Source organism: Butyricimonas faecalis, assembly GCF_003991565.1.
In the GTDB taxonomy this organism is placed as follows: domain Bacteria; phylum Bacteroidota; class Bacteroidia; order Bacteroidales; family Marinifilaceae; genus Butyricimonas; species Butyricimonas faecalis.
The window spans coordinates 250,467-265,801 of sequence record NZ_CP032819.1 but is presented as its reverse complement, the minus strand read 5'-3'; the positions used below and the strand labels follow the sequence as shown (position 1 = coordinate 265,801).

The window sequence follows — 15,335 nt, the reverse complement described above, 5'->3', positions numbered from 1 at the left end:
TTTATCATGGCTATTTTCAATCCAAGCATATACAAGGATATCTCCGGTTCAGTGGGAAACGTAACTTCCTACAAGATAGGCAAAACCCAGATTGCCCGGGCAAAAACGAGATTCATGAAAGACGCGAAAACCCCGAAACAGCTGCAGCAACGCGCCCGGTTAAGACTGATCACGAGATTGCGCCGCAATTTTATCGCGATTCTAAAAACAGGCTACTGCACCTCGTCCGGCAAAACATGTACCAACTGCTTCACCCGGGACAACATCGGCAAGGTGAACGCGGAGGACTGGGATCATCCCACCCTGGATTTGCTGACCCTCTCGCTATCCGACGGTAACTTGCGGCTTCCCCTGATGGAGGCGGAAGTGAACGCGGAAAAACGCTTGGTCGCGTTCCGGTGGAAAAAACAACCGCTGATGCCGTTCATGGCAAAGAGCGATCAGTTGGTGGGTGCGGTATACGAGCGGAAAGAAGAAAGAAGTCGTCTTGTAAAACTAGGCTCCCGGGGAGAAAGCGGGGAAAAGACATGGACCCCTCCCGCGGACTGGGACATGAGCCAACTGGTCGTGTACGGCTTCGCTGTCAGTGAGAACGGGCAGGACGCGTCGGGTACGCTGGGGCTTATTGAAACAGAAAAGACGGATACCTCGGTCTTTGATACGGAAAATATCTAAACAACAAGGGAAATGAGAGTAAAAATACTTACGGTGATAGTTTTGTTATTAATGTCCATGGTTTCTCGGGCACAAGAGGAAGAATTCGAACAATTTGTGGATAACATTTTACACGAAATACAAAACACTGACTCCACGTTTCACCTTAATTTTCATATCTTTAGAGATAGCATTGCGAAAGAATTTTCGAATTTCAGGGATAGTGTAAACCGGGAATTTGCCAAGTTTTTGGAACAATCCTGGGAAACGTTTCCCATCATCCCTCCCACCACTCCCGTTCGCTACAACCAAGTTCTCTTCTCCCGCAACCAAACCACCTCAAAAATATACTCCCCTGAAACAGACGAGAAAAATTTTTTTGGCATAGAAATCGATATCCATCTTCCCGAGAATATACCAACAGAAACCTCAGAAATATCAGAAAAATCCGTCGGGCAGATTTGGCTCGCCTTAGGGAACTCGGATTTTTCAACCTGCTTGGCTGAATGTTTGTTGCTATCATCCCACTTGAACTTAAACACGTGGGGATATTATCAATTAATCTGCCACATAACCCGTCAGCAATCCGTTTCGCCCGATATACGCATCATCATGCAATGTTTTCTCATGAACCATCGGGGATATAAATGCCGAATGGGAATTATCAATAATCGAGAACTCGTGTTATTACTCCCCTTTAACACAAAAGTCTACAGTTTCTATCACATTCTCATTAACGATATTCCCTATTACATCCCGGAAAAGAAAGAATTTGCAGTAAATAAGCTGAAAACATATTCCCGGGAAATCAAATTTGCCACGCAGACCCCGGATCTATTCCTACACGCCCCGCTGAAATTAGGACAAAACAAGTTTAACCGTAAAGAATTTATATTCAACAAGAAAAAAATCATTCTCCCGGTAAACGAACATCTCATCGACTTTTACGCGACTTATCCCGCTTGCGACCTCCGCGTGTACGCTTCCGCCCCCATAGACACAGCCTTGCTGGCCCCCTTACGGGAAATGTTGCGTAAAGACTCTTCCGAGTATACCCACACCTATGAAATATTACGTTTCATGCACACCTGTTTCAAACATCAATCGGATTCCATCGTATGGGGACGGGAACGCTATTTTTTCGCAGAAGAATCCCTATACTATCCATACCTAGATTGCGAAGACAGTGCCATCCTGTTCCGCCATCTCGTCAATCGCCTGACAGGGCTGAAAGCAATTCTGGTCGTTTATCCCGAACACGTTGCCGCAGCGGTAGACCTTCCCTGTCGGGGAATGGAAAAATGCGTGATACATCACGATAAAAAATACATGATCTGCGAACCCTCGTACATCGGAGCCCAACCGGGAAAACAAATACCCAGTATGGAAAAAACCAGGGAATTATTCTGCTACTAGTTCGCAGTCCACGTCCTCTTCCGGAAAATATTGCCAAATATGCCGCCCACAAAGGACATATCCTCCTTCTACCACGGAATATCCATCAGATCTGACATCCACTACACCCCCCTCTTCTATAGGGCAATCAGCAACACGAATCCATTTATTCATTTCCGGTTCATAATAAAAAGTAAGTGGTACCCCCTGTAAATCAAATGACTCATAAGGATACATACCTCCAAATAAATAAAATCGACTATCAATTTCTGTAACGAAAGGCGTCCACATAAAACTTTCAATAGGAAAATCAGGTAACCTATCCCAAGCATAAGAACGAAAAGGGAAACGGGCAAAATTGGATCCACTCCCCACGTACAACACATTATCTATAATAAACAAATATTGTCCCCCGTTAAACAACTGATTATAACCGAAAGGAATAATCGTGTTATCACTCACGTCAAATCTTCGTAAGGCTGAACCTCTTGATTTATAATAGATATACCCCTCATAAAACACTCCGGAATAAACTTCATCTTCTGCCAAAACATTCAATAATTTCTCCCAAGTATGCTTTTCAACATCATATTTCCACAATTCCGAGTAGCCGACAGTCCTTTGTGAACAATAAAAACAATTCCCCGCGGTGACAATCAAAGGAAAGAACACCTGCCCCAGTATCTCTTCACGACGTAACCATTCTCCGGAATCAAGATTGTATTCCCATAAAGCCTGACTCCCGAACAGGAATAAACTCCCGTTACAAGCAGCTAATGTTCCAACCTCCACCACCCGATCGGGCAAGGAAACAATCTTTTTCCAAGGCTGTTTTCCCAACTGACCTGATGGCCGGGTCTTAAACTTATAGGTTTCCCCATAAGCAATACCTCCAGCATTCTCGATAAAAGCACGGGCATAATAGGTGGTCGAAGGTCGTAGATCGTGCAAATATATCTGTTGATATTCCGTGATTTTACCCGTTACAAAACTTCCCGTTTCCCCAAGACTATCCAAACGCACCCGAGGGGAATCACCCCAACATATTCCCATTCGCTTAATATTCGTGGCACTCTTCTCCCGAATCATATACCCCGTCCTGGCCGAACGATCGGAAACCTCGCAAACCGGAGAAGTTGAAATTTTCCCAACACCGGCAACCTTCGTTTGGACACTTTTCACCTCACTATAATATACCTTTCCTTCTTTTTTCGCAAAAGAACGACAATAATAGGTCTGACCATACTCAAAATCATATAGATAAGTACTAAGATTATTTTTCGAACGAATCGCACAAATCGAAGGATAGTGACCGTTTAATCTAACGTAAGGATCAGTTCCCCAAACAAGTCCCACGGAATCAGGCTCTCCTTCCGTGTATTCATGCATAAAAATGTGTTGATACGTCTGGGCTGAAATAAATGATAGCATTCGTACACTCCCATCAGATGAAGGAGTATTGAATACAAACTCCGGAGAAACACCGGTAAATTCCGCATTTTGCACGATCGCTTGGCAATAATAAGACAAGTCAGGAATTAAATTAAACAACCTTACTCCATAGGTTGTATCGTTTGCCAAGGTCAACACGATTGTATCTCGATACTCTTCTCTTAAAAGGCTATCCATGCTGTAAACAAACAAAGCTTTCACTATTTTCCGTTCTCCTGTCGACTTTAAACATACCCGGAGATACACATCATTAGGTAAACAGGTATCCATTTCTATTTCCGAAACAGGAACTCCTGCCTGAGGTGAATAGGAACCACTTCCCAACGGAGAATTACTTTCCCGCACGCAAGCTTCCAAAACGAAAAACAGACAAATCGAAAAAAACAACACCTTCATATTATCTCCAATTAATCAACCGTTATTAATTGACAATCTATATCTTCTTCCGGGAAATATTGCCAAATACATCCCTCACACACCACATAGCCATCGTCTATTATCGCATCGCCACCGGAAAACATATTAATAAAACCTACACTTTCTACAGGACAATCTGCCTTACGCTGCCAGCTATCTCTGACCGCATCATAACGCAATAAAATCGGCAAATATCCTTGCGCACTTGTTTGATAAGCAAACATACCTCCACAACGATACAAATAACCGTCTTTCTGAAAAAGATAGGGAAGACTTCCCGCATAAGGCGCATCCGTACGTGATCTCCAAACCCCACTCGAAAGAGAATATTGAAGTATGCCACTACCTCGTCCCACATAAATACTAGAATCTACCGAAAATATGTAATAAGGCCACGGGAACACGTGACTCGACCCCAATATCTCATATTTTTCTTGCTGCACATCATACGCTATCAAACCAGACCTCGATCTCAGTATGTAATATATTGTCCCGTCACACAACACCCCTCCACGAAAATCACAGGAATTCAACGAATCAATTAATGAGCTCCATTCGTCCCTTGCAATATTATAACAGGCCAAACCATAATTATTCTCTTGGGAATTATAATTACAATAAAGGACACTATCCACGGAAGTCAATGCCAATCGTTCATGCTTAAGTCCTGGTAAATCCGCACATTTTTTCCAAGAGAGCGTGGATAAATTGTATTTCCACAAATTTTGCCAGGAATCCGCTAAAAAAAGGTTTTCGCCGGCTCGCACCAATATTGCATTCTCCGAAACTCGTTCTGGCAATCCCGTTACTTTCTTCCAAGGTTCATTGACTTTTTCCCCGGGAGTTTTTGTTGTAAAGGAATACTCCTCTGCATACGCAATTCCACTAGCATTTTCCACAAACGCTCGAAGATAATAAGTCGTTCGGGGAAGTAAACCGGTCAATTCAATTTGATTGTAATCCATAATGCTTTCCTCAATCACCCGATCGCTTTCCTCTCCTCGTTCTACCGTCGGATGTAACGAGGTCCCGAGACAAAAGCCCAAACGTTTTATCTTCGAAGAACTCCTACCCAATAGCATGAAACCGGTCTTTGCCGAGGATGAAGAAACATTCGTAACGGGAGATGTACTGATTTCCGCCAGAACCATCTTTGCCGTTTTGGCACTAAGCACTGAACTATAATATAATTCTTTTCCTTTAAAGACAAAAAAACGACAATAATAAGTGGTATCCAATTCATAATCCGTGATGTAGATTCCATACTGATGATTTTCTTGAAATTTCTCTATTTCCTCCGAATAGGAAGAATTTCTTCGCAAATAAGGATCTTTTCCATAAACAAAGCCGATAGAATCAAAACTACCATTTACTTGCGCATAAAAATCAACATAATCATAAGCCTGAAATTTCGCCCCTGTATAAAATTTAATCTCTGAATTTGCATTATCTTTTGTGGTAAACACGAACTTCTCCAAACAAGACTCCCATTCCTCATTTTTCACCGAAATACGACAATAATAGTCCTCTCCCGGTATCAATCCCGCCAATTTGGCTATATACACCGAATCTCCTTGCAATATCATAGGTATGGAGTCTCTATATTCGAGTCGTACCAAGGAATCCAAACTATAATAACAAATTCCTCCCACCACCTTCCGCCCTCCAGCAGATTTTAAATTCACCCGAACGGTTGCCCCATAACAAGTTATCGAGTCAACTGCAGAAAGTGCAATCTCGGGACGATAGGCTTCTTCAGCAAAAGAATTCTCTCCAACCGGGATACCGGTCTCCCGCACACAAGCCGTCAATATACCCAAGAGCCACAACAATATAGCAATCTTTTTTTTCATAGCCATTAAAAGATAATCCCTAACCCACCGGATAACTCCCAAAATTTACCATTAATACCCGACATCCCAGCTGACAGGCACAAACGGCGATAGCGGAATATCCCCCCTCCATCGAGTTCCACTCCGGAAAAAGAATCCGGTTCACATTGTAGCCATAAATCCCGCATTTTACTATCATCCACGTACTTATAAAGCGAAGCCCGCCATTGCACCCGGCGTTGCCCGTAACCTCCACCAACAAAGAAATAAAAACTATGCGAAAGCCGGTAAACGATTCCACCGGAGACTCCGAAACGGGATTTTCGCTCTTCGTCCTCCACCCGGTAATACGTCTCCCTGAGATCCCGGTTTATTATCCCGCTGCGGTTACACTCGTAATCGGAACCTCTACAGGAACGCACATCTGTTTTTAAACGCACGAACCATCCCCAACGACAAACCCGGGCAAACATAAGCCCCAAAGGAGCTGTTTCCGATAAACTGTACAACAGGATGTTCTCTCCACGCTCCTCCTTTTCTTCAACAGAGGCTCGTACTTCAAAAGCCAAAATGCCATTGATTTTTTCCAGCTCACTGAACACGTCCCACTCAACCCGTTTTTTGCCCCCGTATTCAACTCTTCCCACATCACCCGCAATCCTTTTGAGAGGGCCTTGCCAATTTTTCCCGTCATCAAGACTATAATATATCTCAATCCAAGTGTATTGCCGGGGAGGTAAATGTTGTAACCGATAGCAAATCTCGATCGTATTACCGACTCTCTTGAACGTCACATCCTGCACCTCTTGGGCATGAAGCGAGATACAAGCTAACAAACAAAAAAATATAATAACGACTTTCCTCATATACTAATTGTACTCGATTAATACTTTATCCGGACGTCCAAACAATTGGGGAGTCTGTTCCCCCCGAATCTTTCGGGAGACTTCCTCCACACGGGAAGAGATGTAATCGGACAATTCCCCGGTCGTGATTTTTCCGTCTCCATCCGCATCGGCAGCTCCCTTCAACCCCAATGCCAAATAATAAGTAAATAGTCCCGTACCGGACTGATCAAAGGCTAGGGAAGACTGGTCATTGCGCGAGGATGTGAACACAAAGAAATTCCGGTTCGTGTGCCACGGGGCTTGTCCTATCCGTCTGACAACCACCCCTTTGGTTCCCGAAATATTCCGCGAAACATAGCTTCTTGAATATTTCGTATCACCCATGAAGCAGGCATCCAGAAAGACCACCACGTTACGGGCCTTCAAGCTATCGAGGTCCCGGTAAAAGCGACTCAACCCGTAGCCACAAGAAGAGGCATTCATAATTTTTCCGTCTACGGGGAAAAGATAAGCCTCCTCTCCATTCTTTTCGGGTACGCCATGGCCGGAATAATAAACATAAACATCCGTCTTTCCTTTTTTTACCATTTTGCTCAACTTACCGTTTACCGGATCGAATAATTTTTCGAAGAAATCACCCCGCACTTCACTGTCATAAAAAGTCAACACACGATTTACGCCAAAAGTGTATTGCAGATACTTAGTCATGAGCATCGCATCCTTACAGGCATAGGGAGCAATCGGAAGATAGCGATAGTTTTCTACCCCAATCACGATGGCTATAGCCTCCTCGTTCGGTGTCTTTCCCCGGGGAATCCGAAGGATATCCTCACTCTTGGGCATCCCCCTATCTTGAAGAGTCTTCATCCGCAACACGTTTTCCAAAGTCGGATGCGACGGAAACACGGCATAACGCACTGGAGGTTCGTTGATCCCTAAAGGTATTCTCAATCTCCGGATCATAACATCGTTACTATAAACAGCCACGAAAACAGGCAAATCCTTGACAACACCCAACTGACGGTCGGAGGTAATTTGAAATTGCAAACTAACCGATTCTCCGATGGGCAACCGATCTTTCCCCTGTTCCGAGGTATATTTTATCAAAACATTCGCATCTGTTGACGAGACTCGATAGTTACACCCTTCCAAACTTCTACCCAAGTTGCGCAACACGACCTTTACATCTGCCGTCTCACCAGCCCGCAGTATTCCGGCATCATTCAACACCTCAACACCCATGCAAACGAGATCCGGCTCTAAACGCTCGACCGAATTAAAATACACAACGCTGGTATCCGGTTGTACCCCGAAATACTCCGATACGGAAAATCGCAACGAGTCGATTCCCGTACGCAAATCTTCACTGGCAAGAAGTGGGATGACAAGCATTCGTTCCGCCCCGGCTTTCAACTCCGAGAGGTAGATATTCTCCCGACAAATCAACGTGTTCCTAGAGGTATCTAATCTTTCAACCTTAATCCCGAAAGCACTTCCTTCCCCACTATTCTGAAAATACACGTACAGCTTCACCGGCTCTGCAGCCTCGATCAATCCATCCTCATTTCGATCCTGCAAACGCATGGATACCGATAACCTTGAAGGTTTCGAAAATTCGTACACGGGTTCTATCTTCACCCTTTTCCCTTCCGACTTTCCGGAAACGACACGCTGTCCGAAAAGTAGAGCGGGTAATAAACATATCCACAAAAGAATGACCACATACCTCATATATCAACACATTACTCGATTACAAAATTATGCCACACTTCAACACGATCCCGTAAAGGTATTTCGAACAACCATTCCAGAACAGACTCGTAATCCGCCTTCCCAGTATAAGGAATTTTCTCCCGCGTTGCCACAATAAGCATCACGTTATTCTCCCAATTATCCCGCCCGTTTTTTGTCAACACGTATTCCACATCACATTCACTGGGGAAATGGAACACATCGCCACTCCGAAAACAACGGTCATCTTCATAGCGATTCGGGTATACCCGAAAGCCACACGACGGGTCAAACACAAATATCTTCAAATAACAATCTTTAAACACCCGACAAGAAAACGAGAGTATCTCCCCCTGCCGATAAGTGTTATGTAATCCCTCCAATTCTATTTTAAATCCGGGATCCCGTTGCTGGGTCTTTTTTACTTTAGCCCGGATTCGCACCTCCACGAAGAGACGATCCGTAGCTTCTTCGTATATCTTTCTCACGGTTTTCTGGCTTACCTGCACGATTCCTTGAATCTCTCCACGCCCGATGTAATTGTACACCTGTTTATAAAACGAGGTATCTACTCCCTGTATTGCCAAAAAGGAATAGGCTATTTCATCCTCGACTCCCGCCTGTCGTAGGGCATCCCGCTTAGCCTCAAACAAGGCCTTTTCTTCCGCTTCTGCCAAGGAAATATCCTTTGTCACTTCCCATCGACCTGTGGCCTCCCGAACCTTTACCTGAGTATATCCCCCGATGTGACAGAACAATAAAAAAGTAAACACGAATATAAATTGCCGCATAATATTATTGTTTATATCCCAAAACCAATACAACTTCCGTTTCCCCACTTTTTAACACACGGAATAGTTCCATGATATAAACAAGATTTTTCAGAGAAGATGAACCGACAATTTTACTCTCTACGGTAGTTTGATGCTCTAATCTTTCCCCGTATTCTCCTTCATTCACAATCTCGGTATTGACTTTCGATAAAGTAGCAACCCGAGAAGCCAAACGCCCCGTCAATTCTATTTTCGCTTGATTTTCCGCCTGGAGCTTAGCGATGTTATAACTATTTCCTTTAGCTGTCACAGGAATTAATATACACGAAGTATCCCGTTCCCACCGTCTCAACATTGCGATCTGTTCCCGCATTTCAGACATTCCCGGTAATACCTGATATTTATTCCTAACGTAATCACGACATAACCGATCTATCGTATGTTGTTCTTCATTTTCTGAAGGGACACGTACCGCACAACCACCAAATAAAAATATACAATAAATACCAAGTAAAGTTATAAGGTTTTTATTCATAGCAACCAAGACCTTAATAATTCCACAAATCTAGTAATTATTTCAGAATTTTCACATTTTACAAGTAAACAAATTAAGAATCTATCCCCAGATTCGTGAAATCCCCCGTGATTTCAATTCTCGGCTCCGGGTATTCAAAAAGGGCAAAGCGGGATTCCGTGCGCCCTTCAGCATAATCCCACAACGAACTGTAATCCTCCACCCGTTCCCCCAACGCTTGCAATTGGCGCAAATAAGCCGCTATCGACTTGCTTTCCACGATATAAATACTCCCCTCGTGATCCACTTGGGGGCTATGTCGTCGTCCCACATCCAGAGAAAAATGTAAAATACGTTTTCCCTCCTTGGTCATTCCCACCGTCTGGTACGTCATGCTCTTCCCGATTCCCGGCAAGTTCATCACGTTTCTATCCGTGGCTAAAAACGGTTGCCGAAATTTATCCAATAAAAGCGGTAATTCGGCGGGAATCCTTTCCGGGTATTCGAGCAATTCCAAGACCTCCTTTTCCAACTCCATGGATAAATCCCCACCCGCTTTTTCCTCCGACATCTCTTGTACCGAACGACTATTCGGGGCAAACAAGGCATAATTTTCCTCGAATCCCTTCACGGAAAACGTGTAATACGTCAAAATACCGATTCGATTCAACACCTCTCTCAACCTCGCCGTATGCCCCCGTCGCGAAGCTGCCACGGTGAACACGGCCTGATTGGTGATCATCCACCCAGCCTCCAGCAGGCGTCGGGCAGCATGAATCGCCTCTTCCGTCACCTCCAAAGGCGACTCGAAATGAGTTTGTATGAAAAATTGTTGAATCCCGACCTGTTCCGCCTTCTCCCGGAATCTTTTCAACACCTCGATCAACCCGTCATTTACACGATTCGGCAGATAAGCCAATAATCTCGACCCCAATCTCACCCGTTGTATCTCGGCGTATTTTTTCCCTTTTCCTCGCCGCTTGTTCAATTCCCGCTTGCGCACGGCCATACGGAAAACGGCATCCAAGATTTTCTCCAACGTCTGGTTCTGACTCATCAGGGCATCGCCTCCCGTGATCAAAATATCCCGCAATTGAGAATCATGCTCGTAATACATCATCAGGCGTTCCATCTTGACTTCCCACCCGTCCGTCGGTTTCAGCCGATCCAAGTTAAAATTCAAGTGTCCTTTCTGAAAGTCGTACATGCGCTGGCATAAAGCACACAACCCGCCACAGGCCCGTCCCATCGAATCCGGGATAAAAATGGCCACCTCCGGGTAGCGACGATGAATATTCGTGGCATTGGGCAACAACCAACCGGCGGCATTCGGTTTTCCCGGCTCCACCACGTCCTCTTTCTCCCACGCCCGAATCTGCCCGAAATTTTCCACCAGCTCTTCGGAATAGATCACGTAACCGCGGATCGTGGAGTCATCGTACCCATCCGTCCGAATGCTTAACAAGGAAAGATAATACGGGGTCACGAAGAACGGGATTCCTTTCTGTTTCGCCCGGTGCAAAAGTTCCATCAATTCCGGCGATAACGTGTTACCCATGAACAGGTTCAACTCATCCGGATCCCGAACGGCCAGAGCCAAATGAAACTTGTAGTCCCCCCACCATTCACCCACTAACTCCCGTTTTCTTTCCGGGCTCATCTCCCCCTCGAAACGATAACGGGTATTCAATTTACCCCGCTTCTCTATTTTCCCGATTAACAAACCGCATATTCTCTCCCGGTTTTCCCAACGCTCCCGGGCAACATCTTCATCCATCCCGGTTTTCCAGCGTTCCCGCCATTGGTCACATCGCGCCCGATCGGGCAAAACGACTTCGTCTGTCCGGTATTTCTTGAATAGATAATACCAATCCAACAAAAAGTCCGGATGTATGCCATCCCCCTCTCCCCGTAAAGCTTGCCACAACCATTTGATCGGTTCGTAACGAATTTTCTGCCCCGTGGAAAAATCCCGAATATGCCGGGCCTCGTTCATGAACATCTTGAAAAATCGTTTTATAGACGAAGAAGTAGAATGCTTTGCCAAAGCAAGGCGCACGTACCCCCTCAAAAATTGTTCAAATTCTTTCCAATCCTTACTAAGGTTTGCACCTTGCACGATACTCGGGAACTCCCGCTCAAATAACGCCACCAATTCTATACACGAAAAACTCAATACATCTTTCTCCTTCACACTTTCTCTTTATCTTAGATTAAACAAATACGACAAACGGATATCGCCCAAACAAGTCCCCGGAAGTCAGGTTTTAGAATATTTATATAGGAAATAAATATCTGATGTTTACAAATATAAGGAAAAAAGAGAAAGTTCGCAACTAATAAACAAAAAACGCCAGAAGGTATTCGAAAAAAAGAGTCGTGTCAAAATTTTACATTTCAACACGACTTCCTTAATGAATGAGCTGATCTTGCTGTCTCTTAACGTGTATTCTTTCTCCACGAGAAAGCTTCCTTAAGATGTTGACCTTTTCCTATATTAAAAAGAAAAATATTTGCGCGTGTAATCCTCTACAGCTTTATCTTTCTTGGCTTTAAAATCCTGCAAACGCTCTAACGCCGCTTTGCTACCATATTTACTCATCACAGAATATAAAGCTGATAAGAAAGATAAATCATTCTCCTCCACGGTAGTAACATTTTTCAAATATTTCTCGATATCCACCACCTTTTTATCCAACATTTTCTCGGCCCAATCCATTTGTAATAACAGATTGTTCGGTTTTGTGAAATTACACGTTATCACTTCTTGACGAACTTTTTTCAACATATTTCTTGCCTGCTTCTCGTCTTTCAATTGTCCACACTTGTACGAGTAAAAGAAATGTTGCATCATACTCGTGTACTCTTTCAGCATAAATTTTTCCACCTCATTCCCCACATTCCTTTTCAAAACATCGATATGCTTCAAGATAAAATCATGATACTCGCATTGGTCCTTCGAGGAGAGCAATGGCCAGTATTGCGCTTGCACCCGTTCCTCGTCGGTTAGCATGTTGTATAATTCTAATCCCACTTTTTTTGCCAAGTTTTTATCGAACGAATCACCTACCGCCAACCAATAATCCAACATTTGCTCCTTGTTGCACTTTCCTGCATTATACTGATTTTGCAAATATGACAAACAAGTTTTTTCGGAAAGCCCTTGTTTCAATTTTACGATAAAATCCTCCGTTTCACTTGACCCAACTATTTTGTGTTGCAAACTCCCGTCCGGACGTATGATCAGAAAAGTCGGGAAAGCTCTCACGCCATATTTTGCCAAGGCCGTTTTTAATTCTTTTTTATCCATATCGTACTTGACGCACAGACAAACAGGGTTGAGTATATCTCCGACGGATTTTTCCGTCAACACGTTTGCAGCCATAAATTTACACGGACCACACCACGTCGTGTAGCAATCCACAAAGATCAACTTGTTCTCCGCTTTTGCTTGTTGCAAGGCCTGTTCGAATGGCATATCGCGAAACCGCACCTGGGCAAACTCTTTTTCCAATTCGTCCAATAAATTCGATGCGGGATCAAATTCTCCTTTTCCACCGATACGGTCTTTCAAAGAAAGCAATTGTTCTTTTTCCTTTTCCGTCCCATTGTTCAGAACCATTCGAACTCCCATAGAGCGAAAATACGTGCTATGCATATCATCTCCAAATTCATTCTCTCTCAAAAATTGAAGTACCTCTCCCATATTTTCATCCAATCCGCCCAATGCTAAACAAATATCCCGGTGTAATCTTAAAGAATCTGCCAATCCAGGGAGTGATTCAACATCCTTTTTCAACTCGAAAAGTTCACTTCTATACTTTTTTCTTACTTCCGGATTTTTCTCAACATACCTCCCTACCATTTGACTCGTCACGGCCAAAAATTTATAGAACAAAAAATGATACACTCTTTTTTCTCCTATCAACTTCACATACGTGTCTACATGGCGTATGAGAAATTGGAACTCTTCATCCGAGTATTTTACGTCACTTTGCAGATACCAATAATTGCGGGATAATTTATCTTTTTCTTTCCACTTTCCAGCCCACTCCGCGTATAATTTCTCTATCTCTTCCTTTTTGAAATTATCCTTCAACGCCAAAAGATAAGCTATCTGCTGAGAAGGTTTTAGCTTCCCTGCCGCATAACGTTTTTCCAAATTCGTCAACGAAGATTTTGGATCTAACCAACGCTGTATTTTCACTAAAAAATCCTCTACCTGCGCCCCTCCGAGAGCTCTATATTGTAAGCTTCCGTCCGGATTAAAAATCAAAAACGTAGGGAAAGATTTCACCCCGTATTTTTCCGCCAATATTTTTCCCTCCCCAACTTCCATATCAAATTTGATATTAACGCAACGGGTATTCAATATATCCCCGACTTCCTTGACCGGAAACACGTTATTAAGCATCGTCTTGCAAGGACCGCACCACGACGTATAACAATCGATGAAGACCCATTTTTTCTCGGCTTTTGCTTTCGCCAACGCTTTTTCAAAAGACAAATTTTCAAAATATACTCCCGTTTGGGCAAAAACGTTCATACATAGTATGACACATACTATACATATAATACTTTTTTTCATACAGTTACATACATTTCAATTAAAACTACCCCCTCCAACTCCCCCTTACACAGGGGGAGAGTTGATTAGCAAGTGATTTCCCCTCCCGAGTAAAGGGAAGTTAGGGGAGGTAGCCGTTAAAAAATAGACTTGTTAGATGGTCTCCTCTTTGTTTTTAATTCAGACTCTCTTCAAATTTCTCGACCAATTTTTTCATTATCTCGAATTTGCGGAGAATTTTGCTATACTCTCCGTATTTCGCGGTGAATATACTTTCCTTTCCCTGGTAAGCATACACTGCCGAGATAAACTCATGGAGATCTTCTGTTTTAGATAACGTTACTTTATACTCGTTATCTTCGCATCTCCATTTCAAAAATCCAAGGTTTTCACATGGATTTTGAGCCTCCGTGGAGGATGAAGCACAATTTTGGTCATAATACGTACCGGACTTTTTATCTTCGTCGGTTATAGCATAAAATTCATCCACCTCTGTCTGGTATTTCTCAGTATACATTTCGAGCGTTTTTGACGTGATAATACGTCCCGCCCACATGGACAACTCCTCATCATCCATATTTTGAAGAGATGATAGGTCTCCGCACATCACGCCTTTCAAGCTCCGGAAATAAACGGAATGAGTAAAAGGCAAAGGACGTTCCCCAAACCATCCTTTGGGTACATTGGCATGCATATAAACAGCCTGCACCAAAAGTAATGAATGAGGACGGTACTGCCCACTTTTCGGCAAGTAAGGAATCACCCTTTCTTCTATAACTTCCAGCGCTTTAAGCATATCTTCCTCGTTCACCGATAATCTGATACTATCAAAATCCGTATAAGTTCCAAAAACATAATACCCCGGATCAAATAACTCTGTATAGATAATCGGTTCTCCATAAGCATCAACCCCTCGTTCCTCCTGTCCTAAGGTATCATTAACGAAAATTGTCAATCCATAATCCTTATATATGCGATACAATGCTTGGTTCAACTCTCCCGGCTTATCTTTCACTTCAAACCAATCCGTGATATTTTCCGTCCCATGCACATCGTTATCCTCATCTTTGCTACACCCCGTGAAAAACAACGCACATGCAACAATTCCGTACAATATATATAATTTCATATTTCTATCATTTTACCTGTAAA

General features: G+C 43.4%; 11 protein-coding genes. 2 read left to right on the top strand and 9 right to left on the bottom strand.

Annotated features, from left to right (window positions below; all coding sequences use genetic code 11):
* Positions 1-6 precede the first annotated feature (6 nt).
* Together D8S85_RS01085 and D8S85_RS01080 are read left to right on the top strand one after the other, a co-directional pair.
* Entirely contained in the window at positions 7-675 is a 669-nt protein-coding gene (locus tag D8S85_RS01085) for a hypothetical protein (RefSeq protein ID WP_106624423.1), read from the top strand.
* Positions 676-687: 12 nt separating this feature from the next.
* Entirely contained in the window at positions 688-2,070 is a 1,383-nt protein-coding gene (locus tag D8S85_RS01080; RefSeq protein WP_106624422.1) for a hypothetical protein, read from the top strand.
* Here D8S85_RS01080 and D8S85_RS01075 read toward each other — a convergent pair.
* From D8S85_RS01075 to D8S85_RS01035, 9 genes are all read right to left on the bottom strand, one after another.
* Positions 2,056-3,897, bottom strand: coding sequence for a Kelch repeat-containing protein (locus tag D8S85_RS01075; protein ID WP_106624421.1), 1,842 nt, complete (start codon positions 3,895-3,897; stop codon positions 2,056-2,058). The genes D8S85_RS01080 and D8S85_RS01075 overlap by 15 nt on opposite strands.
* Before the next feature lie 11 nt (positions 3,898-3,908).
* Positions 3,909-5,771 (bottom strand): Kelch repeat-containing protein, encoded by a 1,863-nt coding sequence (locus tag D8S85_RS01070; protein ID WP_127074713.1) that lies wholly within the window; start codon positions 5,769-5,771, stop codon positions 3,909-3,911.
* A 5-nt stretch (positions 5,772-5,776) separates the two neighbouring features.
* A complete protein-coding gene (locus D8S85_RS01065) occupies positions 5,777-6,616 on the bottom strand; it encodes a hypothetical protein (RefSeq protein WP_106624419.1) in 840 nt (279 codons plus the stop codon).
* A gap of 3 nt (positions 6,617-6,619) precedes the next feature.
* Entirely contained in the window at positions 6,620-8,329 is a 1,710-nt protein-coding gene (locus tag D8S85_RS01060) for a caspase family protein (RefSeq protein ID WP_106624418.1), read from the bottom strand.
* 11 nt (positions 8,330-8,340) lie between these two features.
* On the bottom strand, positions 8,341-9,120 hold the full coding sequence (locus tag D8S85_RS01055) for a DUF4384 domain-containing protein (protein WP_106624417.1): 780 nt from the start codon (positions 9,118-9,120) through the stop codon (positions 8,341-8,343).
* 4 nt (positions 9,121-9,124) lie between these two features.
* Entirely contained in the window at positions 9,125-9,637 is a 513-nt protein-coding gene (locus D8S85_RS01050; RefSeq protein ID WP_106624416.1) for a hypothetical protein, read from the bottom strand.
* A 73-nt stretch (positions 9,638-9,710) separates the two neighbouring features.
* On the bottom strand, positions 9,711-11,810 hold the full coding sequence (locus tag D8S85_RS01045) for a KamA family radical SAM protein (RefSeq protein WP_127074712.1): 2,100 nt from the start codon (positions 11,808-11,810) through the stop codon (positions 9,711-9,713).
* Between the two features lie 303 nt (positions 11,811-12,113).
* The gene (locus D8S85_RS01040; protein WP_106624414.1) at positions 12,114-14,204 is read right to left on the bottom strand and encodes a thioredoxin family protein; all 2,091 of its coding nucleotides are present in this window, start codon (positions 14,202-14,204) and stop codon (positions 12,114-12,116) included.
* Positions 14,205-14,358: 154 nt separating this feature from the next.
* Complete coding sequence (locus tag D8S85_RS01035) at positions 14,359-15,312, bottom strand: hypothetical protein (RefSeq protein ID WP_106624413.1); 954 nt, start codon at positions 15,310-15,312, stop codon at positions 14,359-14,361.
* Positions 15,313-15,335 lie beyond the last annotated feature (23 nt).

Excerpts from the sequence above, each read along its gene's own strand:
- D8S85_RS01050 (WP_106624416.1), bottom strand. The coding sequence starts at position 9,637 with ATGAATAAAAACCTTATAACTTTACTTGGTATTTATTGTATATTTTTA.
- D8S85_RS01065 (WP_106624419.1), bottom strand. The coding sequence starts at position 6,616 with ATGAGGAAAGTCGTTATTATATTTTTTTGTTTGTTAGCTTGTATCTCG.
- D8S85_RS01070 (WP_127074713.1), bottom strand. The coding sequence starts at position 5,771 with ATGAAAAAAAAGATTGCTATATTGTTGTGGCTCTTGGGTATATTGACG.
- D8S85_RS01060 (WP_106624418.1), bottom strand. The coding sequence starts at position 8,329 with ATGAGGTATGTGGTCATTCTTTTGTGGATATGTTTATTACCCGCTCTA.
- D8S85_RS01075 (WP_106624421.1), bottom strand. The coding sequence starts at position 3,897 with ATGAAGGTGTTGTTTTTTTCGATTTGTCTGTTTTTCGTTTTGGAAGCT.
- D8S85_RS01085 (WP_106624423.1), top strand. The coding sequence starts at position 7 with ATGGCTATTTTCAATCCAAGCATATACAAGGATATCTCCGGTTCAGTG.
- D8S85_RS01080 (WP_106624422.1), top strand. The coding sequence starts at position 688 with ATGAGAGTAAAAATACTTACGGTGATAGTTTTGTTATTAATGTCCATG.
- D8S85_RS01040 (WP_106624414.1), bottom strand. The coding sequence starts at position 14,204 with ATGAAAAAAAGTATTATATGTATAGTATGTGTCATACTATGTATGAAC.
- D8S85_RS01055 (WP_106624417.1), bottom strand. The coding sequence starts at position 9,120 with ATGCGGCAATTTATATTCGTGTTTACTTTTTTATTGTTCTGTCACATC.
- D8S85_RS01035 (WP_106624413.1), bottom strand. The coding sequence starts at position 15,312 with ATGAAATTATATATATTGTACGGAATTGTTGCATGTGCGTTGTTTTTC.